The sequence below is a fragment of the Paenibacillus sp. FSL M7-1046 genome (assembly GCF_038007405.1).
Taxonomy (GTDB): domain Bacteria; phylum Bacillota; class Bacilli; order Paenibacillales; family Paenibacillaceae; genus Paenibacillus_AQ.
Genome location: NZ_JBBOXB010000001.1, coordinates 1,552,839 through 1,576,625, shown reverse-complemented (window position 1 = coordinate 1,576,625; position 23,787 = coordinate 1,552,839). Strand labels below are relative to the sequence as shown.

Below are 23,787 nucleotides of genomic sequence, written 5' to 3'. Positions count from 1 at the left end.
TATTTTATAAGAACATTAGAACGATCTTATTTCTGCAGCTTAAGCTTCACGCGCATCGCTTTGTTGAGGTGGATGAAATTATGCCTTGTGGCTGGCATCAGCACCAGACCGGCGATGTTTTTATTTCCCCAATAATCAATCAGCCATTGCTCCGTATCTTTTACCGCCCCTTCCTCTGATATTCTTCTGATCCTGGCAGGACTCAGCTTCGCCCTCAATTGCTCCGAGCTCAGTGAAGGAAGGATACTCCGCGTTCTGCTGGCAACCGCTTTCCTGTACTCAAATAAAGACTCGATATGAACCGACGAGCTGAAACCGGAAATTTCCTCATCGGTCATGCCATTGCCTGAATGAATGTGAACCGTCTGTAATTTGTCGGCAAAATGCGCCTCGTGAAGAACCTGCCCGCTGCCGGCGGCAAGAATATTCATTGTGATATCTTCAATTCTCGCGCTGTGCCAAAGATGCCACACTATAGAATTTTTACTGCCGGGGGTATGTACTGGATAGCTGCGTAGAGTCTGCTCGCGGATATCTTTCAGGAGTTCGTCTTCATAGGTTGGCTGCTCCGGATGTTCCCCGTTTGACGCGTACAGAGAGGCATGCAATCTCAGGAATAAAGCAACCGCATTCTCATGCTCCTCCGGCCTCTTCAAGAGTCCCGTTAAAGTTTTATGTCCGTCACTCCAAATTTTGCGCTGTTCAAGGTTCATTGCACAATCACCGCTTTCGAGTATTGTCATCCATCTAAATTATATCTAAAATCCCCAAAGCTGGGCACTCTGGAAGGGTGTCTATTCTGGGGCGGCGGAGCATGTTAGTCAAATGAAACAAAGAATGAGTTTTTCAGAAATTTTCAGTAATTGATTGACGGATAAATAGGTAAAGAGTAAAATAGTTCGTATACGAAGTATTTAATTATCAAACTAACGGGGTGATGGTGTTGGAGGAAAAAGAACAGCAGCTTGATGATATTCTGACCTCTTTCCGCTGTATCAATCATAATTTCCAGCAGCTTTTGTGGAAGGACGCAGAGGAGCTGCAGATTACCTCCACCCAACTGATGGTGCTGCGCAAATTGGCTATGCACCCAGACATCGGAATTACCGAGCTTGCCGACCTGCTCCATTTGGGGAACAGCGCCGCTAGCGGAGTAGTTGACCGTATGGTAAAGGCAGGGCTGATCACCAGACAACGCTCGCAGAGCGACCGGCGTATATTCAAGCTGGCGGTGACGGACAAAGGTCAGGAAATCAGGGAACGAAGCAAGCAGTCCATGAGAAAGCATTTGCAGCCGCTGTCCGACATACCTTCAGAGGATGTCAAGGAACTGCTGCGGCTTCATGGTGAAATCGTAAAAATTTTGGTACAAGGGAGAGATAAAAAGTAGCCATGAGTACAATAACTGCTAATGCTGCTGCGGAAACTAAGGCTATACGCAAAGGGCCTATCATCGCAGCGCTCTTAATTGGCGCTTTCGTGGCGTTGTTGAATCAAACGCTGATGAATGTGGCGCTTCCGAAAATGATGGAGGATCTTAACATTGTCGCCAATACGGCACAATGGCTGACCACAGGTTTTATGCTTGTGAACGGTGTGCTCATTCCAATCAGTGCTTATCTGGTGGAGAAGTTTACCACCCGCCAATTGTTTACTACAGCAATGATACTATTTTCCATAGGTACGCTTGTCTGCGGTATCGGAACCGGATTTGAAATGATTATGGTCGGCAGAGTAATTCAGGCTGTCGGTGCCGGTATTCTGATGCCGCTGATGAACATTGTGTTCCTGCGTATCTTCCCGATTGAAGAACGCGGTAAAGCCATGGGGCTCATGGCGGTAGCAATGATTTTTGCCCCGGCAATCGGACCTACCCTCTCGGGCTGGGTTGTGCAGAACTATTCCTGGCGGGTACTGTTCTTTATTGTACTGCCGCTGGCTATTTTCTCTACACTGCTTGGGATGAAGACTATGCAGAACGTCGGAAAGCTGAGTTCTCCGAAGCTGGATAAGACCGGCGTCGTGTTCTCAACCCTTGGGTTCGGCGGACTGCTGTATGGCTTCAGTGATGCCGGAACAGACGGCTGGGGCAGCACGACTGTTATTGCCTGTCTGATCCTCGGAACCCTGGCATTGGCCCTGTTTGTATGGCGCGAGCTTACCGCCGACAAACCGCTGCTCGAATTCCGCATTTTCCGTTATAACATGTACTCACTTACAACGGTAATCAATATTATTATTACCATGGCCATGTATGCCGGTATGATCCTGCTGCCAATCTATCTTCAGACCATCCGTGGCTTTACACCGATGGAATCCGGGTTGATGCTGCTGCCGGGTGCTATTCTGATGGGGATTATGTCTCCGATCACCGGGATTATCTTTGATAAGATCGGTGCAAGATGGCTGGCGGTTATCGGATTGCTGATTACCACCATTACGACATGGGAATTCAGTCAAATTACGGATTCCACAACTTATACACATCTGATCCTGACGTATACGGCGCGGATGTTCGGGATGTCGATGCTGATGATGCCGATTGTGACAGCCGGACTTAACCAGCTGCCGCAGCGGCTCAGCTCGCACGGTACAGCGATGTCGAACACACTGCGTACAGTCGGGGGAGCACTTGGGATGGCGCTGTTCGTCAGCCTGATGACCAACCGCACGAAGAGCAATATTACGGAAGCAGTAACCAGCGGCGCGGTCTCACAGACCGATAAGGCGGCGATGCTCAAACTTACGCAGGACGCGACGATCAATGGGATTACCCATGCATTCGCCGTGGCAACCTGGGTGACCGTAGTGGCTCTGGTGCTGGCCTTGTTCATCAAGAAGACTTCACCGCAGCCGGACTTCCTGAAGACGGAAGAAGCCGAGTCTTTACAACCTCAAGCCGTTAAATCCCAACAAGCATAACTTGTGATGTACTAAAAAAGGGACTAACCAGCACCGGCGGGTGTATGGTTAGTCCCTTTTGTTATGGAGAAGCCCCCGCTTACTCCACCGCGGCAGCCGTCTTCCAGCGTTTCAGTGAAGGAAGCGTCTCGGCGAGCAGCTTGTGCGCCGCAGCCTCCTCCATGCCTTCCTCCACCATGAATCCGGTGCAGAGATCCGTCATACCCTGCAGCGTTATGTCAGGCTGCTTGAATTCCCCGGCTTCGTAACAGTAGATACAATAATCCTCATTCTTAGTGCCATCCTGCTCGCTGCCCAGCAGCTCCGCTTCAGGCATTGGCATTCCGCAGCTCTGGCAGAATACGGCCTCATGTTGATGGGGCGAAGTCTCTTCTATATTCATATCAACACACTCCCTTAGATTTCGCGGGACGAGTACCGCCCGCATTCCAGTCCAGTATAAACCAACAAACTAGACAGCATTCAGTCAGGTTTGTTGGAGCGTTGCTATATAGATTGAACTTATAATTCTTTTATTTTGGGACTGGCCGTGACTACAGTGAATGTTTGGACTTCCGGCCGCTGTTAGGTTTGGATTTCCTGAATTTAACCGCGAATCGCGGTAGAAATCCAAACCTAAAGGCGGACGCTATCGCTCCTACAGTTCCAAAATTCCCCTCCGCACTTTTCCCTAAATGTATTTTCTCAAGTTCAATCTACATAGCGTTTTGGACGTTATCTATATTTTGCTGCGATGCCTGCAGCAAGTTCTCCCATCCGGACGCGGATATGTTCCGGCTCCAGCACTTCAACCGAGGTTCCGAACCCCAGCAAAAATCCGTAAAGCCAGTTATCCTCCGGATAATGAACCCTAACGGTGTACCCGCCGTTGCCGTCCGGCTGAAGTTCAGTCGAATCAAAATAATCTTCGGCGAGATGTTTGCCTGCCGCTGAGAAATGCAGTACCACTGGCAGTGAGTCAGCGGGCCGCATCCACCCTTTAGTCCAGGGGAAATCCTTCAGGGGGATATCCTGCCGGACATACACCCGGCCTTCCTTCACCAGCGCTTTCATACGCAGCAGCTTGAATAAGCGGAACTCTCCGTGTTTTGCACACAGGCCGTACAAATACCAGGCTTGCCCTTTGAGCACCAGCGTGTAAGGTTCCACAGAGCGCTTGCTCATCCTGCCGTCGGCATTTACATATTCGAAGGCGACAGCGACGCCTTCCTCCAGCGCTTCCTTGAGCAGAGTCAGCCGTTCTTCCAGGGGGCCATTCAGCCCCCAGGGAGAGAAATCGACGATCAACTGGGTTGTTTTGCTGCGGAAGGCGGCGGATTGGGCAGGGGGGATTACACTGCTGATTTTTTCCATCAGCAGTGTGTGTTCTCCTCCGACATAGGAAGAGACGCTTTGCAAAGCGGTGAAAATATCGGCCAGCTCACGCTCCGTCAGCAGATTGCGGTCCAGGCGGTATCCCTCCATGAGACCAATCCCGCCGTTTGCACCCTGATAGGTTACGACAGGTATGCCAGCATTGTTAATGCTGTCGATATCGCGGTAGATGGTGCGGGCGGAGACCTCGAACATGTCGGCCAGCTCCTTGGCCTGAATGAGCGGGCGGTTCATCAACAGGATAACTATGGAGAGCAAACGATCTATTTTCAAAAGATGAGTCCCTTCTTTCCCGGAGAGTTGCAGTCAACCCTCATTCTATAATTTTGGCCAAAGAAAGAAAATAATACATTGTCATAAACATGATATTCTATTAATATCTAATTAGATATTTATTTAATCTTTAGATTGTGAGGGTTCATGAAATGACACAAACCGGAAATGGATTATCTGTTCTGCGCGGGCAGGGGTATTCCAGGCTGTTTGCAGCCGGATTAATCAATGGAATAGGCGACCGGTTCAGCAGTGTGGCTATGCTGGCACTGGTGCTTCAACTGACCGGATCGGGAATGGCGGTAGGCATATCGCTTGGTGTAAGGGTGCTGCCCTATCTATTTATGGCTCCGCTCGGCGGGATGCTGGCTGGCAGGCTGCCGCGCAAAACGATTATGATGGCCGTTGATATTATGCGAGTGCCTGTAGCCTTGTCCTTTCTTTGGATCAATGGGGAGGACCGGCTGTGGCTGCTGTATGCGGGCAGCTTTATACTGGCAGCGGGAGAGGCGGTTTACAGTCCGGTCCGCAAGTCTTCTATCCCGCTCCTGGCTGCTCCGGATTCATTGCTCCGCATTAATGGCCTGGAACAGCTGATGAATGGCTCTGTGCTCATTCTAGGGGCCTTTACGGGAGGGCTGGTGTCCCTTTGGTTCGGGCCGGAGACGGCATTTGTCATGAACGCAGCATCTTTTCTGGTTGCAGCCTTATTGCTATGGGGTTTGCAGTTTCCGCATAATGCCGGGAAAACTGAGGAGGGACCAAAACATGATTCTTCCGCAGGACAGAGCGAACTGCAGCAAGGCAAAAAAGGGCGCCTGCGGACGCTTAAATATGTGGCAGGGGGAAGTCTCGTGCTGCAGGTTATTATTGGTTATGAGCTGCTGGTGCCGGTTATCAACGGCTGGGACAATGTACTGATCAGTGTGTATGCCGTGCAGGTGTTTCATGCCGGGGATGTCGGAGTCGGGGCATTTTATGCGGCACTTGGCATCGGGCTTAGCCTCAGCTTTTTTGCCGGCCGTCTGCTGAAGAAGAGGCTGCTCGCGGTGGCGCTGGCAGGATTGCTGGCGGAAGGCTTGCTGCTGATGGGGATCAGTGCCAGCAGCCATTTTGCAGCCGCATTTCTCCTGTATATTCTGCTGTCTTTATCGGGTGGAGTTGGCAATGCCTGTCTGGACACGCTGGTGATGAGAGAGACGCCGTCTTCCATGCAGCCGGTTATTTTCGGAATGCTGTCGGCGGCGGGCGGTTCACTGATTGGGGTATCAATGCTAAGCGCAGGCTGGCTGCTTGACTACGTGGAACCCCGGCAATTAGGGTTTGCCGGAGGTGCCGGTTTTGCCGGAATTGCGCTGCTGCTGGGAGGATATTACCTGGTTCGCAGCAAACGGAAGAGTCTGTCCCGTATTTAAAGTCAGTAAGTTCATCTCGAGCTGCATAAGAAAAGCAGCTGTCGATGCTCTTCGAAGGGTTCTTCGAATATGCGTCAAACGGCTGCTTTTTTAATGTTTCAGGTTGCATGGCGTCCCCGGAAACTCTCTATGTTTTTGCATTATGCTTAAGATTTAACCTTTGACCTTGCGCCGCAGCAGGCGGGCGGAAATGCCCCGGCGGTAGCGGTAAAGAAAGATCAGGGCTGCGATAGCCAGAATACCGGAGACAATCCATAGGGCATACAGCTCAAACAGGTGGAAGATGCCCATCCACTGCGGCCCGAACAATTTGCCTATGCCCAGAAAAGCCAGTACCCAGAGCAGCGCTCCTCCATAGGCATACAGGGCAAACTTGCGGAAAGGCAAAGCGATAATACCGGCGAAATAGCCGGTGAAATGCCGGACGCCGGGAATGAAATAGCCGATGGAGATCAGAAAGCTGCCGTACCGCTCGAACCAGCGCTGCGTTTTCTCCAGCTTGGCCGGTGAAAAGAGAAACCATTTGCCGTAGCGCTGGATAAACGGCATCCCTGCCTTGAGCCCGACGAAATAAGTAATGGTCATCCCGCTTGTTGTTCCTGCAAAAGCCAGTACAATCAGTGTCATGAAATCAAGCTTGCCGGTATAGGAAAGAAAGCCTGCAAAAGCCATTGTTGTTTCCCCGGGAAAGGGCAGCGCAATAAATTCCAGCAGCAATCCGAAGAAGAGCACACTGTATCCGTAATTGGCGAACAATTCCTGTATCCATCTCAACATTTCCATAATATTGTCACTCTCCAAGGGCGCATGCCTAATTCTATTTTGAAGCTTGTCTTCATACAATCTACCAAATGGTTCTGGAAGTGAATAGAATGCTGGAGGTAGAGAAGATGAAAGATAGCAAAAGTACCCAGATCCGCCGGATCTTTATCCGCGGGCTGCTTGCTATGGCAATTATATTATTGGTAAAGCCTGATTGGGAAACCGGACAGTCTTCGGCATCGTCGAAAATGTATCCTCTACAGGCCGGAAAAATTGAGCCTGCACTCTCTAAGAATAATCTGCCGGCTGCTCAGACGCAAGATTTGCCTGCCCCGGCCGTGAATTCAGGCGGTTCTGCCTCACCTGCACCGGTTGTCTCCACGGCAATAACATCGACCCAAAATCTCCAGAATCCAGAAGATTCGGCAGCTATATCAGCGTTAGTCAAATCTCAGGATGCACCCGCAGCAGCTGTGGTGGCCGCTGCCTCAAAGAAAATACAGAAGACAGTCTATCTTACGTTTGACGACGGGCCCAGCAAAGTCACTGCCAAGGTGCTGGAAATACTGCGCCAGCAGGAGGTGAAGGCGACCTTCTTCGTGCTGGGAGAGCAGGCCCGGAGCCGCCCCGAGCTGATTAATGCGATTTGGGAGCAGGGGCATGTCATCGGCAATCATACCTATAATCATAATTATCATGATTTATATAGCGGATTCACAGAATTTTGGACGCAAATCAAACAAACGGAAGAGATTGTCAGAGAGATTACCGGGGTCCGTCCGCAGCTTGTCCGTGCGCCGGGAGGAACCTTCGGCCATTTTGATGCAACCTATTTCGACCTGCTGAAGCAAGCGGGCTACTCGGTAATGGACTGGACAGTGGACAGCGGAGATTCCAGACGCAGGGGTGTGCCGGCGTCGGAAATCCTGCAGGGATCGGTGGCGGACATGTCTTCCTCCCAAGTCATCCTGCTGCTGCATGACGGTGCGGGACATGAAGAGAGTGCCAAAGCACTGCCCAAGATTATTGAGCGTTATAAGGCTGCCGGATATAACTTTGGTCAGCTGGATGCAAGTCAGCAGCCTGTACACTTCAGAGTATCTGCAACTATGGCAGGCGCCAACCGCTCGAAACCTCCACAGGATTGGATTCATTCTAACATTGTGCCGAATGCCGGATTATTTGCCCCCGGCAAGCCGCTGGTCCTGGAGGTGGGCAGGCTGGAGACCAAACTGGACCCGGGAGAATACAGAATCAGCCAAGGGCAATACATGGTTCCCCTGCGAGCGGTCATTGAACGGCTGGGCGGGCGGGTTAGCTGGGATAGCGCCAGCCGCAGCGGACTGATTGCCTGGAACGGGCGGAACCTGACAGTGGATGCATTACAGAAGCAGCTAAAACTTGCTTTGCCTGACGGAAGTTTGGAAACAAGAGGGGCAGAGGTGCAAATGATCGGTTCCTCTCTCTGGATATCCCTGCGGGAATTGCTCACAACAGCGGGGCATTTGCCGCAGGAGGCCCGCGCGACGGCAGAGGAGCGCAGAGTTAAAACAACTTAGGCAGCCCTTCGGCATGCCGTTCAAGAACGGGACCAAAGTAACCTCCAAGGGTTTGGGCACTCTTTTTCGTGGGAAGAATAGACAGTAATAGGCTCCCGAAAGTACTTCCTCGTTGATCGCGGCAGCAGGGCGGAGCTAGTCTATGACCGAAGGAAGGGTTTCCCCTTGTCCTCTTCATCATTAATAGAGCAAGAAAAAAATATGCAGCAGCAGAAGTCTGATTCCCCGGGTGATATGATCCGGCCTGTCCCGCGAAACCGCAGTGCTTTAGGTGAATGGCTGCGGATGCTGGCTATAACGGCAGTCATCGGTGCTTTATATGCATGGCGTGGAGGTGCGTCTCTGCTGTTCCTCTTGTCGGCAGCCGGAATTCTTATGTTCGGCGGACTCCTGCTGCAGCTCTGCGGTCCACGGAAAGTGCAGATTGTCCGCCGTATATCCCCTTTGCGTCCGGCAGCCGGAGATACGTTGACTGTAGAAGTACAGCTTAGCTTCTCTTCACGGATTCCACTCCCGTGGATGATCATTGCCGATACCTGGGGCGGACGGCGGCATCAGGAATTGCTGTTTCCCGGGTTCCGGCGCAAATTCACCTATTCTTATGAGCTGCAGGAAGTCCCCCGGGGAACTCATCGGCTTCAGAGCTGCAGCATAAGCTGGGGAGATCTGCCGGGGCTGTTCACAGGCGGAACCAAGCCGGAGTTCAAGGACTGCTTCAAAGTGCTTCCCAGACCGCTCTATGTAGGGGCAGCTGTGCCGGGGAGCGGCCTGCTGGCCGGGGATATGATGCTCATAGGCAGGGGAAGAGACAGCGGCAGTGAAGCGGCAGATCTCCGTGAGTATGCCCCGGGTGATCCGCTTAGCCGGATTGACTGGAAGAACAGCGCCCGTAAGGGAACGCTGCAGAGCAGGGTACCGGTGCGTGAACAGGGCCGGATGGCTTGTATCGTTCTTGCCAACAGCCCGGAAAATTATGAGATTCCCTACGGAGCGCTCACTCCGCGCGGGCTGCGTGGCACAACAACTCCGGCATTCGAAAAAGCCGTATCTGCAGCAATGGGCCTGTTGCTTGCAGCGGAGCGCTCCGGCACATATGTGCAGCTGTTCAGCGGCGGATGGCCGGAAGGTATGGCCAGACATGAGGGACTCGGCAAAATTCCTGCCAGAGTGCAGGATATGCTTACGGAAATTGCTCCCGACGGTACCCGAAGCTTGAGCGACCTGCTGGAAGATGCTTCACGGAGCTGGATTCCGGGAATGACGGTAACGGTGATCACAGGCAGGCTGGAGGAGGAATCCGCGCGGACGCTTGCCCGGTTCTTGGTACAGGGCGTGAAGGTGGAGATTTATTTTGTGTGGGACCAGCCTGCTCCGGTAAATCAGCAGCAATCAACGGGGATGAAGGAATGGCCGCGGGATTGCACACAGCGTAATACCGGGACGGTAGGGGGCAGTCTGGAGCGGCTTGGAGCGCGGATCTACTGTCTGGAGAATTCCTCTCTGTCATACGGGTACAAGGGGGCGGAATTCCATGAATCTCCGGGGAAACGGACAGAACGGTAGATATCGGGGGACTGCCGGAATATCGGCTGATTCTTCCAGCACTTGGAAGGGCGAGGGGCCGTTCGGCAAACCGGCAGTGACGGTTAAACCGCAGGCGGTGGATGGACAAGCTGAGAACAGTTATACCGATAACAGGGAGGACATCCCCCTGCATTATCGTTTGCTGTTCTCTTTGGCGATTATGGGAATGTTTATGGCATGGCTGCTTCCGCTGCACAGATCCACAACATTGCCCTCTACTGCGAAACTGCTCGAAATCCTGATGTTTTCTGCTGCGGCACTGCTGTTATGGGGCTGTTTTCGGCTCCCGGGATGGCTGCAGCTCAGTATCCGGTCTATTCTGATTGCTCTGACTTGGCTATACACCTGTGTCAGCAGTGAAGGAATAGCGCAATTTGGCCCTTATGTTGCAGGAATTCCGGAGGACGCCGTCCTGTTGTTCACGGGACAGATTTCGAAGCTAAGTGAACACAGCCGGCTGTTGATTCTGGTATTGGGCTGGGGTTTGCTGGTTTCTTCCGTGCAGCAGCTGGCGCTGTACAGAGGAAGCACGGCTCTGTTCGCAGCTGTGACTGTATGTTATCTTCTGATGCTGGATATAGGATTTGGGGTAAAGACAACCGGCGAAGTGCTGGTCTCTGCGGGACTGATTCTGTGGATGCAGGGCATGAGCGGGCTGCTGCGCCTGAAGGAGCGAACCGGCCGGGTCAGTCTTCCCTATGCCCGCTGGGGAGGTTATGCTCTCGCAGGGGCAATGCTGCTGACGGCAGCATCCTGGATAGGCGGCCAGCTGTATGGAACGCGGCCGGCTGTACCTATTACTCTGAAGCCGGTGTTTAACCAATTACAGGAATGGGCGAGTGGACAAGTTCAGCGGCAGACGGAGGATGAAATCCGGCTTGAGGCAGGAACTACAGGTTACGGTTCGGGCAAAGGTGAGCTTGGGGCACCGCTATCCCCCAGTACGAAAGCCGTATTTACGGTCACATCCAGCCGCCCGGCTTACTGGAGAGGAGAAAGCTCAGCTTATTATGACGGCCGCCGCTGGAGCAGGGAAGGGACGGTATACCTACCGCTTAGTTTAACGAGCTTGCCTGCCGAAAGCTTGCCGGTATTCGCCAATGACGAAGACCGGACATTGATACAGGAAATCCAGTTTTCCCATCCTTCCTCCGGCAACCTGCCGCTGTTCAGCGCCGGAACCGTGGTGAACGTGGAACAGGTGAGGCTGGCGGACGGCAGCCGGCTAGGCTATGTGCTGGCGAACCGGGAGAAGAACAGCTTCCGCCTGCCTGAGACGGAAAGCTCTGCGAAGATTGCCGGGTATACAGTGAGCTCTCTGCTGCCGGAGAGTGATCCGGCTGTGCTTCGCGCTCTGGGCAGCGAGGATCCAGAGTCCATTGCCGATAGTTATCTGCAGCTTCCCGCGGCAATGCCGGAGCGGGTCGCCGCCTTGGCACAGCGGCTCACAGCTTCTGCCGTAAGCCGCTATGATGCCGTTGCCGCTGTACGCGATTATTTGCAGAGCGGCTACTCTTATAGCCTGCAGACGAGGATTCCGCCAGCCGGCGCCGACTTCGCCGATGATTTCATCTTCACGACGAAGCAGGGCTACTGCGTGCATTTCGCCACGGCGATGACGGTGCTGCTGCGGAGTAGCGGCATTCCGGCCCGTTATGTCCAGGGCTATGGACCGGGGACACCGGAGGCCGGTTCCCTGCCGCAGCGTTATGCCGTTACCCAAGGCGATGCCCATGCCTGGGTGGAGGTCTATTTCCCCGGCGCCGGCTGGATCCCGTTTGATCCCACCCCCGGTGCTGCCCTCGCCGCCGCAGGTCCGGCGGCGGCCCCCGCTGCGGCTGCATCTGCGCCGCAGGGAACCCCCGCGTCCGCAGCTGGCGGCGCGGACATCCTGCCCGCCCTGCCGCTGGCGGGCGGGAACCCCGCGCCGCTTGCTGCTGCAGCGGCGATTGTGCTCGCTGCCACCTGGCGCTGGCGGCGCAGCCTGGCTCTGCTGCCGGCGGCGCGCCGCGCCGGCAGCGTGAGCCGCGAGCGGCAGCTGCGCGCAGCCGCTCTGGCCTGGCACGGGCTGGCGGCGCGGTACGGCCCGCCGCTGCCCGGTGTGACGGCCAGGGAGTACGCAGCCTCCCTGAATATAGAGGACGCGGGGCTGCGCACCGCCGTCCGGGTGTTCGTCCGCCAGTGGGAAACCCTGGCGTACAGCGGCACGGCACAGGCGCAGCGTGCCACGCCGCGCCCCGGCCCGGCGCAGCCGCCGCCGGATGCAGCCGCTGCGGAGGCCGCAGGCTTTATCAGCCGCTGCCTGCTCATCATTTTCCGCCTGACCTGAGGCTTTCTGGCGGGCACCGGCTGGCCAATAAATCCTTATAGGCCGCATGGAAGCGGATACCTTGACCAAAAGATGCCATAAGTCTTTTCCGCTCTCCTCAGATCGTTCAAGCGGCCGGATGAACTGCGCCAAAAGCATAAGAGATGCGTGCTCTCCTTTCCTTGACGATGAGATTTATCCATGAGTATAATGAATCCAATAATCAAGGGAGGCACGTAATGAACAAGCCAAATGAAATGATCGTCGTTCTCGATTTCGGGGGACAGTATAACCAACTTATCGCGCGCAGAATTCGGGACCTGGGGGTATACAGCGAGCTTCTGCCGTACAATACGCCAATTGAGAAGATCAAAGCACTTTCGCCGAAGGGGATCGTATTCTCCGGAGGACCAAGCAGTGTGTATGCTGAGGACGCACCACATCTGGATCCGGCTATCTATGATTTGGGACTGCCAATTTTCGGCATTTGCTACGGCATGCAGCTCATGGCTCAGCAGCTCGGCGGCAAGGTGGAGCGTGCAGCCAAACGCGAATACGGCAAAGCTGATGTCGATTTCGAAGCGGGTGCTGTGCTTGCAGCAGGCCTGGAGAGCAAACAGATGGTATGGATGAGCCACGGCGACCATGTAGTGGAGCTTCCATCCGGATTTAAGCTGGATGCCGGTACGGAGAGTGCGCCGATTGCCGCAATGAGCAATGCTGCCCGCAAATTCTACGCGGTGCAGTTCCATCCGGAGGTTCGCCACTCCGTGAAAGGCAATGAGATGATTTCGAACTTCCTGTACGAGATCTGCGGCTGCGAGGGCAAATGGACGATGGAATCGTTCATTGACGATGCCATCAAGGATATCCGTGACAAAGTCGGGGACAAGAAGGTGCTTTGCGCACTCAGCGGCGGTGTGGATTCCTCCGTTGTGGCTATGCTGATTCACCGGGCCATCGGCGATCAATTGACCTGTATGTTTATTGACCACGGCCTGCTGCGCAAAGGCGAAGCAGAGAGTGTAATGGAGACTTTCGTCGGCAAATTCGATATTCACGTCGTGAAGATTGATGCCCGCGAGCGTTTCCTGGGCAAGCTGGCCGGTGTATCCGATCCAGAACAAAAACGTAAAATCATCGGCAACGAGTTTATCTATTGCTTTGACGAAGAATCGGCCAAGCTGGGTGACTTCGCATTCCTCGCCCAAGGTACGCTGTATACGGATATTGTGGAGAGCGGAACAGCAACAGCACAGACTATCAAATCGCATCACAATGTCGGCGGATTGCCGGAAGACATGAAGTTCAGCCTGATCGAGCCTTTGAACACGCTGTTCAAGGATGAGGTCCGTAAACTGGGAGAAGAGCTGGGCATGCCGCGTGCCATCGTCTGGCGCCAGCCATTCCCGGGTCCTGGACTTGCTATCCGCGTATTGGGCGAAGTGACCGAAGAGAAGCTGACGATTGTCCGCGACTCCGATTACATCCTGCGCGAGGAAATCATCAAGGCCGGTTTGGACCAGGAAATTTGGCAGTATTTCACTGCACTTCCTAACATGAAGAGTGTCGGGGTTATGGGAGACGAGCGCACTTATTCCTACACCGTGGGCATCCGTGCAGTTACTTCCATCGACGGTATGACCGCTGACTGGGCGCGTATTCCGTGGGATATTCTTGAGAAAATCTCCGTACGTATCGTCAACGAAGTGGATAACGTGAACCGCATCGTTTATGATATTACCTCGAAACCGCCTGCAACGATTGAATGGGAATAGCAATCAGCTGAATAAAAGTATATCCAGAGCCGGAACACCATTTTAACAGGGTGCTTCCGGCTTTTTTTGTTGAATGTAAGAAAATGAATTTCGTGTCAGGTGGTAAAAATGATAGCATGCAATTGCACGCAGACATTAACGATTGAATGGAGAACGGAGGCGGAAAAATGAATCAGATCCAGGGCGAACAGCTGGCGGCAGTCTATTTCACAGCTTGGCTGGAGCAGGATGAGGCTGCATTTCTTAGCGTTTTACATAAGGATGTCAGAATAGAAGAATGTGATGGTGCAGAATACTCCGGCATTCTCGAATGTCAGGAGTGGTTTCGCGGCTGGCATGAGCCAGGGAATAAGGTTCTGCAATGGGATATCCTTGAATCCTTTTTTGATGCCAAGGAGCAAACCGTAAGCAATGTCTGGCGCTTTACTTGTCTTTATGATGGCAAAACCAGCACTTTTGACGGATGCTCCATCATCTCCTGCAGTGAGGAAGGTATTACAAGACTGCGGGAATTCGCAATGAAAATAGAGAAATACCGCCCGTATCCTATGAGTGAGGTTCCGGATTAACCATTCCTGCAGATTTTGTCATGAAAATGTTTGATTTACGAACAATATTAAAAATATAACGCGCATTGTTCGTATTTGCCATTGACAACTTATGTGATGTACACCTAAAATGATAAAGCGTTGAGCAACATAAATATTCGTATAATTTCGGGAATCGGCCCGAAAGTCTCTACAAGGTCACCGTAATGACCTGGCTACGATTAAGAAGAGCGAGTTCCCGGAATCTTTGGCCTTTGTGCTGAAGACAGGCGGGTGAATCCTCTTTTTTCGGGCCGGTGTCTACCAAGATACCGGCTTTTCTGTTCCGCGCGAGACACTCACATAGATCTTAGGGGGAGAACAATTTGAATCGCTTTTTCAAGTTGAAAGAAAACGGCACCACAGTACGCACAGAGATTATGGCCGGTCTGACCACATTCATGGCAATGGCTTACATTCTTTCGGTTAATCCCAGCACTTTGACGGCTTTTGGCCGGATTGACATGGGCTGGTATTCCGTGTTTCTGGCTACAGCGCTGGCAGCTGGTATTTTTACAATTGCCATGGGACTTTTCATTAATTTCCCGGTAGCTCTGGCGCCTGGCATGGGCCTTAATGCATATTTCGCATCCGTGGTTTTATCCTCGGCTACAACTGAACATGAATTTACCTGGCAGATGGGTCTGACTGCCGTATTCATTTCCGGTATCATCTTCATCCTGCTAACGGTAACGAGGGTGCGGCAAATGTTGCTCACAGCCATCCCTGACAATCTGAAGCATGCCATTACCGTTGGGATCGGGATGTTTATTACCATTATCGGCTTGAAGAACAGCGGTCTTATGACTATCGGCGTTGAAGCCGGCAGCGACATTGCTGCTAACAAGTTCACTGATGTTTTGTCCTTCGAAACTGTTATTCATATGGGCAGCCTTGAAAATACCAATGTCCAGCTGGTCATCATCGGCTTGCTGCTGATTTCCATTCTGATGGTGCTGCAAGTCCGCGGCGCGATTTTGTTCGGAATTCTGGGAACTACTGTTGTCGCCATCCTCATGGGTGCAGTTGATTTCAGCTCGCTGAACAATCCACAGACGCCTTGGGTTCCTGATTTCACACAGCTGAATTTCTGGGAATTTGACTGGGAAGGCATTATGCACACCGGTATTGTTTCCGCAATTGCCACCTTTACGTTCGTAGAATTGTTTGATACCTTTGGCACGCTTGTCGGTACTGCTGAACGTGCGGGAATTATGAAGGACAAGGAAGATGGCAAGAGACGTGTCGGCAATGCGATGTTTGTTGATGCAGTTGCTGTTGCCGGCGGTGCGATGCTGGGTACTTCCACCACTACTGCTTATGTAGAAAGTGCTGCCGGGGTTGCTGAAGGCGGCCGGACAGGTCTGACTGCCGTAACAACCGGTGTTTGCTTCTTGCTTGCTCTGTTCCTTGCTCCGGTGGTTGCGCTAATTCCTGGTTCCGCTACGGCAGCGGCATTGATTGTGGTCGGTGTGCTTATGGCACAATCGATTCGCGAGATCGACTTTCAGGATATGGTTTATGCTATTCCAGCCTTCCTGACTTTCGTCATCATGCCATTCACTTACAACATTGCCAACGGCATTTCGTTCGGGATTGTTACCTATGTAATCCTGGCTTGTGTAGCCAATCTGGCCGGCAAAAAGAAATACGATATCCACTGGATGATGTGGGTGCTCGCCGTTCTAATTGTGCTGCGCTACGTGTTGATCGGCAGCCAAGGCTAAGTCTACTTCTAATATAAACCCGAATATTACGGCTCCTTCAGTGATGAAGGGGCCGTTTTGCTGTAGCAGAACAAGAATCAAAGCACCTGTATCTTGCGGTTTCGGCCAGGGACATCGACCGGTCCCGGTCTTTTCTTCAACCGGCATTTAGATTATATTGTTGAAGAGGTGATTAATGTTGTCCGGCATTGTTAATAGAGCGTACAGCTCCTGGAAGAACAACCCTTGGCCATTGCTGATCTTCCTGCTGGGGGCCATCGTGCGGGTGATATACATAGGGAGTATCCCTCCGGGACTTAACCAGGATGAAGCATCCATAGGCTATGATGCTTATGCCATCCTGCATTATGGGATAGACCGCAACGGCGTTCATCTGCCCATTCATCTCATTTCCTGGGGCAGCGGGCAGAATGCACTTTATGCCTATTTATCGCTGCCTTTTCTCCTGCTGTTCGGGCTGACACCACTGTCTGTGCGGGCGGTAAGTATCGTGATGGGGCTGCTGGGCATGCTATTTTTCTATTTAATTATGAGGCAGCTGTTCCCATCGAAAGTGGCCGGTCTTGCCGCTATGTTCTTTATCGCGATTAATCCTTGGCATATTATGATGTCAAGATGGGCGCTGGAGTCCAACCTGCTGCCTACTCTGGTATGTATTGCGGTATATTTTGGACTGAAATCCTTCCGTAGCGCCAAATGGACTTACGGCTTTACAATCATGCTTGCCCTGTCGCTTTATGCATACGGAACAGCCTACTTTTTTGTACCTTTATTTGCCTTAGGCACCGCACTTCTTCTATTGTATAGTAGAGCGCTAAAATTACGGACATTATTGTGGAACAGCGCACTATTAATCCTGCTGGCCCTTCCCATATTTTTATTTGTAGTTATCAACCGCTATGAACAGCCGGGGATAGCGACTCCATTCTTTTCTATTCCCAAATTAACTATGCCGCGTGTAGAAGAGGTCTCTTCCGTATTCAGCGGACAGCTGCTGCAGACCGCTGCAGACAATTTTAGTGCTTTTGGCAAAATACTACTCAGTGGAAGCGACGGCCTGCCGTGGAATTCAATCTCACCGTATGGCTATGCTTACCCGATCGCTTTGCCTTTTGCTATAGCTGGCCTTCTTGTGATGATTCATACGCTGCGGACACGCGGCCGCGAGGGTATCCCGCATGCGGTTGTGCTGCTGTGGCTCTCCCTTGCCATACTCATGGCCTTTATCACGAGTGTGAATATCAACCGGATCAACATTATCTTTTATCCGTTGATCCTGCTGGTTGCAGCAGGGTTTACATGGCTATACCAAAAATTAAAAATTGCAGGCATTCTGTCTGCTCTTGCTTTCACCATTTTGTTCGGGTCATTCACGAATGCATATTTCCGTGAATTCCCCGGGCGTATCGGTCCGGCGTTTTATGATTCGCTGGGTGAGGCGATACAATATGCATCTGAACACAGTACAGAAGATGTCTACATTACGGATGAAATCAATATGCCTTATATCTTTGTGCTGTTTTACGAAAGAATCAATCCGCATGATTTTCTGGAATCTGTTGTCTATGTCAATCCGGGAGCGGCTTTTCAGCAGGTATCTGCCTTTGGCAGATACAGGTTCGGCAAACCGGACGTTGTGACCGGGAATTCGGCATATCTCTTCAGGAACGGAACCCCCCTCCCTGAAGCTGTGACAGGAGAGGGGACGGTCAAGCATTTTGCCTATTATAGTGTTCTTCTCGTTAAAGAGTATGCAGACGGGGGAACGCCCCTGGACACAACAGCGGATAAGGAGTTTTCAAACGGTGGTTTTGAAGAGGGGGCTGCTGGCTGGAGCTTTTCAGAGGGAACGGGGGTTGCCAGCAATAACCCGGGTGCCGGAACTTATCTTGCCTATCTTGATGCCGGTGGTGACAAAAGTGTCGTTCAGGCTTTTACAGCACCAACAGAGCCGGGGAAATACAAGCTGTCAGCCATGGTCAGTGCCGGCGGCGAGGGTGGAAAGATCGGATTGCGGGTGAACGGTATCGTACAGGCTGAAGCAGAGCTGACCAAGGGAGACGAATACCATCAGATTACACTGCCGCCTGTTGCTCTAAATCAGGGAGATCGGGCAGAGATTTTTATAACCGGCGGGAACGGCTGGATTAACATTGACGAGGTGAGGTTGGAACGATGATCAAAAATACACGCGCGGCTGCTATCATTGTTTTGATGCTGTTATTGTTTGTGCTTCCGGTAACAAGCATCTATGCAGAAGGAAACTTATTGCAGAATCCAGGCTTTGAAGATGGGGAGGAGGGAGCACCTTCCAGCTGGACCAAGGATGCATGGATATCCGGAGACGGCTCCGGCGTATTGTCAGTCCAGTCCGGGGAGGTTCATTCCGGCAGTAAAGCCGCAGTCATTGAGAATCTTGAACCGAATCATCTGAAATGGGTGCAGAATATAAGCGTTACTCCGGACAGCTATTACAAGATCTCGGGGTTTGTCAAAATCGCCAGCGCCGCAGGCCAGGGGCTGGGGGCTAATATATTCCCGGTCGGCATCGGCAGCGGGTATCCCGCTACAACTGATACTGCCGGAGACTGGCAGTATCTTGAGTTTATTGGTCAGACCGGGAAAGAGCAGACCGAACTTGGTATAGGTGCAGCCCTTGGCGGATACGCCAATTTGATTCAGGGCAAAGCTTATTTCGATGATTTGGCTGTAGAACAGCTGGATGCCGCCCCCGAGGGAGCTGGCGTCATTTCACTGGATAGCGGCGCCGCCGCCCAGGGAGGTGACAATCCGGCAGAGGAAACTCCGCATAAGGTATCACCGGCCAAGCTGCTGCTGATCTCGGCGTTATTCAGTGTGTTCTTCGCTTTTCTATATAATAGAGCCTTCAGGAGCGACAGACTGCTGAAGCAGCCGGATGTGATTTATACAAGATGGCTTTATCTCATCGTTGGAGCTGCTTTAATCCTGCGGGTCTGGATTGGCCTGACTGCGCAGGGCTATCAGAATGACATGAATACCTTTATAGCCTGGGGCCAGCGCATGGTGGATTTGGGTCCGGGCAAGTTCTATGAGGAGGGTTATTTTGCAGACTATCCTCCAGGGTATTTATATATATTGTACCTGTTGGCCTCGATCCGCGGTTTATTCGGCTTGGCGCATGGCTCAGGCGGGGAAACGCTGCTCTTTAAACTGCCGGCGATCCTTTCCGATCTGGTGCTGGGGTATTTGATTTACAAAGGCGGCCGCAAAAAGCTCGGATCAGGCATGGCAATTGGCTTAAGTCTGCTCTTCCTGTTTAATCCGGCGGTGCTGATGGATTCTGCTGCCTGGGGACAGGCAGATTCGTTCTTTTTAGTGTTCTTGCTGCTTAGCATTGCCGGGGCCTCCGATAAAGCCTTTGTGCGTGCAGCGATATTTTTTGCTTTGGCCACGCTGATCAAACCGCAGGCACTTATCTTCACACCAGTCCTGCTGTTTGCCTTCTATCATCACCGGGCCTGGAAGCAGCTTGCGGTGGGCGCTCTTTACGGACTTGGGATCTTTGCCTTGCTGGCGGCACCATTCTTCTGGAATAACGGCGGGTTAGGCGCGCTTATTGATCTGTATAAGAGCACGCTGTCTTCCTATCCGTATTCTACGGTTAATGCGTTTAATCTCTATGCACTGACTGACCCGATGTGGTCCCCGCTCGATTTTACATGGCTTGGGATTACGTACCGGGTCTGGGGTTATGTCTGCATCCTGGCAGCAGTAGCCGTGGCGGCGTATTATTCCTTCAAGCGGGACCGCAAGGAGCTGTCCAAATCTTTCTTCATCGGCATGGTGCTGATTGTCATTATGTTTGTACTCGGAACCAAAATGCATGAGCGTTACATGTATCCGGTTCTGATTCTCTCGCTGTTCGCTTATATTGAAAGCCGGGACCGCCGTTTTCTGACGCTGTTTCTCGGATTTTCGCTGACGCAATACATTAATGTAGGCTACACGCTTGCCCATCTGAACGCCGGAAATAATCCGCCTTCGGACGGAATTGTTCTGGTTACGTCGATTGCCAATCTCGCTTTGTTGTTATATATGCTGTACATTGGGTATTCGTTGTATATCCGTAACGAAACGAAGCTGCTTCCGCTGCCTTCTGCCCCTGCGGAGAAGTATGAAGCTGATATGAAACTCGCCGAGGAGCTTCGTCCGCTTCCGCAGCCGGGTAAGAGATCCAGGTTCAGAATGCAGCGTAAAGACTGGATCTGGATGCTGGCTATTACTGCCGTCTACGCAGCCCTGGCTCTTTACCACCTGGGCTCATCAAAAGCTCCCGAAACCTTATGGGAACCGGCTGCCAGCGGCGAAAGCTTTTATGTCGATCTGGGCCAGAGCCGCCAGTTGGAGCGTGTCAACGTATTTGGAGGTGTCGGGACCGGTAAATTCAAACTGGAATTCAGCCAGACGCCGGATGCCTGGAGCAGTCCGCTCGATGTGAATGAGGATGTCGGCAATGTATTCATCTGGAAAAGCCAGCCGCTGAACGTTGCGGCAAGATACGTGAAGCTTACGGTGACTTCACCGGGCTTTACCTTAAATGAAATGGCCTTCTACGAGCAGGGGGGCGGGAAAACTCCGCTTCCGGTTACAAGTGTCACCCCGGATGCCGGTGCAGCGCCAAAAAGAGGCGTCCCCTCCAACCTGTTTGACGAACAGTCAATCATACCGGAAAATACCGGTTTCATGAACAGCACCTATTTTGATGAGATTTACCATGCACGGACAGCTTATGAATACACGCATGGCATCGTCCCTTATGAGAATACCCACCCGCCGCTCGGCAAGCTTCTGATTGCTATCGGCATGGAGGTATTCGGTGTTAATCCGTTCGGCTGGCGGATTATCGGTACATTGTTCGGAATCGCTATGCTGCCGCTAATCTATATCATGGCGCTGCGCCTGTTCAAAAAGAGCATTTACGCCGCCCTTGCCGCAGGACTCTTCGCACTGGATTTCATGCATTTTACGCAGACACGGATTTCTACAATTGATGTATACGGCGTATTCTTCATCATGTTAATGTTCTATTTCATGCAGCGGTATTTCACGATGAATTTCTACCGTGTTCCGCTGCGCAAGACACTTGTCCCGCTGTTCTGGTCCGGATTGTTCTTCGGCATCGGCGTCGCCTCCAAATGGATTGTGCTCTATGGAGGAGCCGGGCTGGCCATTATGCTGGCGCTCGCCTTATTTGAACGCTATAGGGAACATAAGGCCGCTGGGCGTGTGCTGGCTGAAGGCAAATTAAGTGACCAGGAGCTCAAGGACGCCTGCCGGACGGCAGATAGTTCCTTTTGGAAGAACACCATCGTTACGCTGGCCAGCTGTGTTGTTTTCTTTGTAGTTATTCCTGCCGTTATCTATAGCCTGTCCTTTATCCCTGCGCTGTCCGTAACAGCCGAAGGGTTTACTGTAAAAGGCTTGATCGATGCGCAAAAGAATATGTATAACTACCACAGCCAGCTTGTCGCCACGCATCCGTTTGCTTCCTCCTGGTGGGAATGGCCGTTTATGAAACGGCCGGTATGGTTCTTCAGCGGCGGCGAAGGATTGCCGGAAGGCAAGGTAAGCAGCATAGTCACCATAGGCAATCCGCTAATCTGGTGGACCGGGATCTTCGCGATGCTGGCTACGGTATGGCTTACCGTAAAACGGAAAGACAAAAGCATGTACATGATCTGGATCGGCTTTTTCTCGCAGTATGTCCCTTGGATGCTTGTACCGCGTGAGACGTTCCTATACCATTATTTTGCGATGGTACCGTTCATGATTCTTGCTATTGTATATATCATGAAGCTGCTGGACAGCAAATATCGGGAAGCTAGGTACATCCGGTATGCATACGTGGCTGTCGCAGCGCTACTTTTTGTACTGTTCTATCCGGTGTTGTCGGGAATGGTGGTTGACAAAGAATATGTGACGGATGTGCTGCGCTGGTTCCCTTCCTGGGTATTCTAGGAGGGGAGTGCGTAGTGCTACAAAACTTTTAGGAGGAACAAAGGTGAAAGCCAGATACAGTGTAATTGTCCCCATGTACAATGAGGAAGAAGTTATTCAATATACGTATGAGCGGCTTAAGAAAGTCATGGACGAATGCGGTGATACCTATGAACTGATCTTCGTTAATGACGGGAGCCGGGATCGCACAGCTGAGATCATGAGTGGAATCAGCAGCAGCGACGAGCATGTTAAGCTGATTGACTTCTCCCGTAACTTCGGTCATCAGGTCGCGATTACGGCCGGAATGGACTATGCGCAAGGCCAGGCTGTTGTGGTGATTGACGCGGATCTTCAAGATCCGCCCGAGGTCATTTTGCAGATGATTGCCAAGTGGAAAGAGGGCTATGAGGTAGTTTACGCCAAACGGCTGAAACGGCATGGGGAGACTATTTTCAAGAAAGTGACTGCCAAGCTCTTTTACCGTCTGCTCAGCAGCATGACCAGTGTGGAGATTCCCACCGATACAGGCGACTTCCGGCTCATCGACCGTAAAGTATGCGATGTGCTGCGTGGACTCAAAGAGAAAAACCGCTATGTCAGAGGTTTGGTGAGCTGGGTCGGCTTCCGGCAGACGATGGTGGAATATGTGCGGGAGGAACGTTTTGCAGGTGAAACCAAATACCCGCTGAAGAAAATGATCCGGTTTGCGGTTGACGGCATCACCTCATTTTCACATAAGCCGCTGAAAATAGCCTCATATGTAGGCTTCTTTCTCTCCTTCTCCAGCTTTGTGTATCTGTTCTTTGTATTGTTCCAGAGAATCTTTTTCACCTCATGGACGGTTCCGGGCTGGGCTTCCATCGTCGGTGTGAATTTGTTGTTTAACGGCATCGTGCTGATGCTGCTTGGCGTAATAGGTGAATATATTGGACGGATATATGATGAATCCAAGGATAGACCGCTGTACATCGTGCGTGAGACCAAGGGTTACCGGGGCGGGGAGCATGAGGAGCGGCAAGAGGACAATGATTATGGCAGATAGGAAGCTGAATGCGGGATTTATCCAGTTTTTAAAATTTAATGCTGTAGGCTTACTGAATACGCTAATTGATTTCGCCGTATTTACCTTGCTGCATTCTCTGGGTATGATGAACACCCCGGCACAGATTATTTCTTATAGCGCAGGGACAGCGAACAGTTTCTTTTGGAACAAGAAGGTGACCTTTAAGGATAAGAGTCAGGCTAACAAGGACAGTTTTGACCGTATGCAATTAGTCCGATTCATCATACTGAACCTGGTTGTACTGGGGATATCAGTGCTGCTGATGCATCTGCTAACGGACAAATTTGGAGTTCAGGTGCTGATTTCCAAAGTGCTGGTTACGTTCGTCACCGTCATCATCAATTTCTTTGGTAGCCGTAAATGGGTATTTTAAGTCAGATGTTGGGCCGTGGAGTTTCTTTATCTTAAAGATCGGGGGGATTTGATGCGTAAGTTTTCCTATTTGATCATAAT

Annotated in this window: 17 protein-coding genes and 1 riboswitch; of the genes, 13 read left to right on the top strand and 4 right to left on the bottom strand. The window is 51.9% G+C overall.

Annotated elements, in window-relative coordinates:
• Positions 1-26 precede the first annotated feature (26 nt).
• Positions 27-743, bottom strand: a complete 717-nt coding sequence (locus NYE29_RS06710) for a DinB family protein (protein WP_340894995.1) — start codon at positions 741-743, stop codon at positions 27-29.
• 200 nt (positions 744-943) lie between these two features.
• On the opposite strand from NYE29_RS06710, the gene NYE29_RS06705 reads away from it, so the two are divergent.
• Both NYE29_RS06705 and NYE29_RS06700 read left to right on the top strand, forming a co-directional pair.
• Positions 944-1,390 carry a MarR family winged helix-turn-helix transcriptional regulator gene (locus NYE29_RS06705; protein ID WP_076112783.1) on the top strand — a complete coding sequence of 149 codons (447 nt, stop codon included), beginning with the start codon at positions 944-946 and terminating at the stop codon, positions 1,388-1,390.
• 2 nt (positions 1,391-1,392) lie between these two features.
• Positions 1,393-2,922: a DHA2 family efflux MFS transporter permease subunit gene (locus NYE29_RS06700; protein WP_340894993.1), complete on the top strand. Its 1,530-nt coding sequence runs from the start codon at positions 1,393-1,395 to the stop codon at positions 2,920-2,922.
• 79 nt (positions 2,923-3,001) lie between these two features.
• Here the strand turns inward: NYE29_RS06700 and NYE29_RS06695 are convergent, their stop codons facing one another.
• Together NYE29_RS06695 and NYE29_RS06690 are read right to left on the bottom strand one after the other, a co-directional pair.
• Entirely contained in the window at positions 3,002-3,304 is a 303-nt protein-coding gene (locus NYE29_RS06695) for a zinc ribbon domain-containing protein (protein WP_340894992.1), read from the bottom strand.
• 332 nt (positions 3,305-3,636) lie between these two features.
• On the bottom strand, positions 3,637-4,569 hold the full coding sequence (locus tag NYE29_RS06690) for a helix-turn-helix transcriptional regulator (protein WP_340894990.1): 933 nt from the start codon (positions 4,567-4,569) through the stop codon (positions 3,637-3,639).
• A 152-nt stretch (positions 4,570-4,721) separates the two neighbouring features.
• Between NYE29_RS06690 and NYE29_RS06685 the strand changes: the two genes are divergently transcribed.
• Positions 4,722-5,984, top strand: a complete 1,263-nt coding sequence (locus NYE29_RS06685; RefSeq protein WP_340894989.1) for an MFS transporter — start codon at positions 4,722-4,724, stop codon at positions 5,982-5,984.
• A 153-nt stretch (positions 5,985-6,137) separates the two neighbouring features.
• Here the strand turns inward: NYE29_RS06685 and NYE29_RS06680 are convergent, their stop codons facing one another.
• The gene (locus NYE29_RS06680; RefSeq protein WP_038585622.1) at positions 6,138-6,767 is read right to left on the bottom strand and encodes a DedA family protein; all 630 of its coding nucleotides are present in this window, start codon (positions 6,765-6,767) and stop codon (positions 6,138-6,140) included.
• Positions 6,768-6,874: 107 nt separating this feature from the next.
• Here NYE29_RS06680 and NYE29_RS06675 point away from each other — a divergent pair, with 107 nt between their 5' ends.
• The 10 genes from NYE29_RS06675 to NYE29_RS06630 all read left to right on the top strand — a co-directional run bounded on the left by NYE29_RS06675 (position 6,875) and on the right by NYE29_RS06630 (position 23,707).
• A complete protein-coding gene (locus NYE29_RS06675) occupies positions 6,875-8,305 on the top strand; it encodes a polysaccharide deacetylase (RefSeq protein WP_340894988.1) in 1,431 nt (476 codons plus the stop codon).
• 234 nt (positions 8,306-8,539) lie between these two features.
• Entirely contained in the window at positions 8,540-9,868 is a 1,329-nt protein-coding gene (locus NYE29_RS06670) for a DUF58 domain-containing protein (protein WP_340894987.1), read from the top strand.
• Positions 9,837-12,218 carry a DUF4129 domain-containing transglutaminase family protein gene (locus tag NYE29_RS06665; RefSeq protein WP_076114273.1) on the top strand — a complete coding sequence of 794 codons (2,382 nt, stop codon included), beginning with the start codon at positions 9,837-9,839 and terminating at the stop codon, positions 12,216-12,218. Before NYE29_RS06670 ends, NYE29_RS06665 begins: the two co-directional genes overlap by 32 nt.
• 218 nt (positions 12,219-12,436) lie before the next feature.
• Positions 12,437-13,975: a glutamine-hydrolyzing GMP synthase gene (gene guaA, locus NYE29_RS06660; RefSeq protein ID WP_076114272.1), complete on the top strand. Its 1,539-nt coding sequence runs from the start codon at positions 12,437-12,439 to the stop codon at positions 13,973-13,975.
• A 167-nt stretch (positions 13,976-14,142) separates the two neighbouring features.
• The gene (locus NYE29_RS06655; protein WP_076114271.1) at positions 14,143-14,544 is read left to right on the top strand and encodes a nuclear transport factor 2 family protein; all 402 of its coding nucleotides are present in this window, start codon (positions 14,143-14,145) and stop codon (positions 14,542-14,544) included.
• Positions 14,545-14,661: 117 nt separating this feature from the next.
• Positions 14,662-14,761: riboswitch (purine riboswitch) on the top strand.
• Between the two features lie 127 nt (positions 14,762-14,888).
• Positions 14,889-16,289 carry an NCS2 family permease gene (locus NYE29_RS06650; RefSeq protein WP_076114270.1) on the top strand — a complete coding sequence of 467 codons (1,401 nt, stop codon included), beginning with the start codon at positions 14,889-14,891 and terminating at the stop codon, positions 16,287-16,289.
• A 175-nt stretch (positions 16,290-16,464) separates the two neighbouring features.
• Positions 16,465-18,468 (top strand): glycosyltransferase family 39 protein, encoded by a 2,004-nt coding sequence (locus NYE29_RS06645; protein ID WP_340894986.1) that lies wholly within the window; start codon positions 16,465-16,467, stop codon positions 18,466-18,468.
• Positions 18,465-22,289 (top strand): phospholipid carrier-dependent glycosyltransferase, encoded by a 3,825-nt coding sequence (locus NYE29_RS06640; RefSeq protein ID WP_340894985.1) that lies wholly within the window; start codon positions 18,465-18,467, stop codon positions 22,287-22,289. The genes NYE29_RS06645 and NYE29_RS06640 overlap by 4 nt, the downstream gene beginning before the upstream one ends.
• A 43-nt stretch (positions 22,290-22,332) precedes the next feature.
• Positions 22,333-23,313 (top strand): glycosyltransferase family 2 protein, encoded by a 981-nt coding sequence (locus tag NYE29_RS06635; protein WP_038585635.1) that lies wholly within the window; start codon positions 22,333-22,335, stop codon positions 23,311-23,313.
• Entirely contained in the window at positions 23,303-23,707 is a 405-nt protein-coding gene (locus NYE29_RS06630; protein WP_340894984.1) for a GtrA family protein, read from the top strand. The genes NYE29_RS06635 and NYE29_RS06630 overlap by 11 nt, the downstream gene beginning before the upstream one ends.
• Positions 23,708-23,787 lie beyond the last annotated feature (80 nt).

Coding starts and splice junctions, on each gene's coding strand:
- NYE29_RS06680 (WP_038585622.1), bottom strand. CDS start 6,767: ATGGAAATGTTGAGATGGATACAGGAATTGTTCGCCAATTACGGATAC.
- NYE29_RS06645 (WP_340894986.1), top strand. CDS start 16,465: ATGTTGTCCGGCATTGTTAATAGAGCGTACAGCTCCTGGAAGAACAAC.
- NYE29_RS06630 (WP_340894984.1), top strand. CDS start 23,303: ATGGCAGATAGGAAGCTGAATGCGGGATTTATCCAGTTTTTAAAATTT.
- NYE29_RS06640 (WP_340894985.1), top strand. CDS start 18,465: ATGATCAAAAATACACGCGCGGCTGCTATCATTGTTTTGATGCTGTTA.
- NYE29_RS06700 (WP_340894993.1), top strand. CDS start 1,393: ATGAGTACAATAACTGCTAATGCTGCTGCGGAAACTAAGGCTATACGC.
- NYE29_RS06685 (WP_340894989.1), top strand. CDS start 4,722: ATGACACAAACCGGAAATGGATTATCTGTTCTGCGCGGGCAGGGGTAT.
- guaA (WP_076114272.1), top strand. CDS start 12,437: ATGAACAAGCCAAATGAAATGATCGTCGTTCTCGATTTCGGGGGACAG.
- NYE29_RS06665 (WP_076114273.1), top strand. CDS start 9,837: ATGAATCTCCGGGGAAACGGACAGAACGGTAGATATCGGGGGACTGCC.
- NYE29_RS06710 (WP_340894995.1), bottom strand. CDS start 743: ATGACAATACTCGAAAGCGGTGATTGTGCAATGAACCTTGAACAGCGC.
- NYE29_RS06655 (WP_076114271.1), top strand. CDS start 14,143: ATGAATCAGATCCAGGGCGAACAGCTGGCGGCAGTCTATTTCACAGCT.
- NYE29_RS06675 (WP_340894988.1), top strand. CDS start 6,875: ATGAAAGATAGCAAAAGTACCCAGATCCGCCGGATCTTTATCCGCGGG.
- NYE29_RS06670 (WP_340894987.1), top strand. CDS start 8,540: ATGATCCGGCCTGTCCCGCGAAACCGCAGTGCTTTAGGTGAATGGCTG.
- NYE29_RS06695 (WP_340894992.1), bottom strand. CDS start 3,304: ATGAATATAGAAGAGACTTCGCCCCATCAACATGAGGCCGTATTCTGC.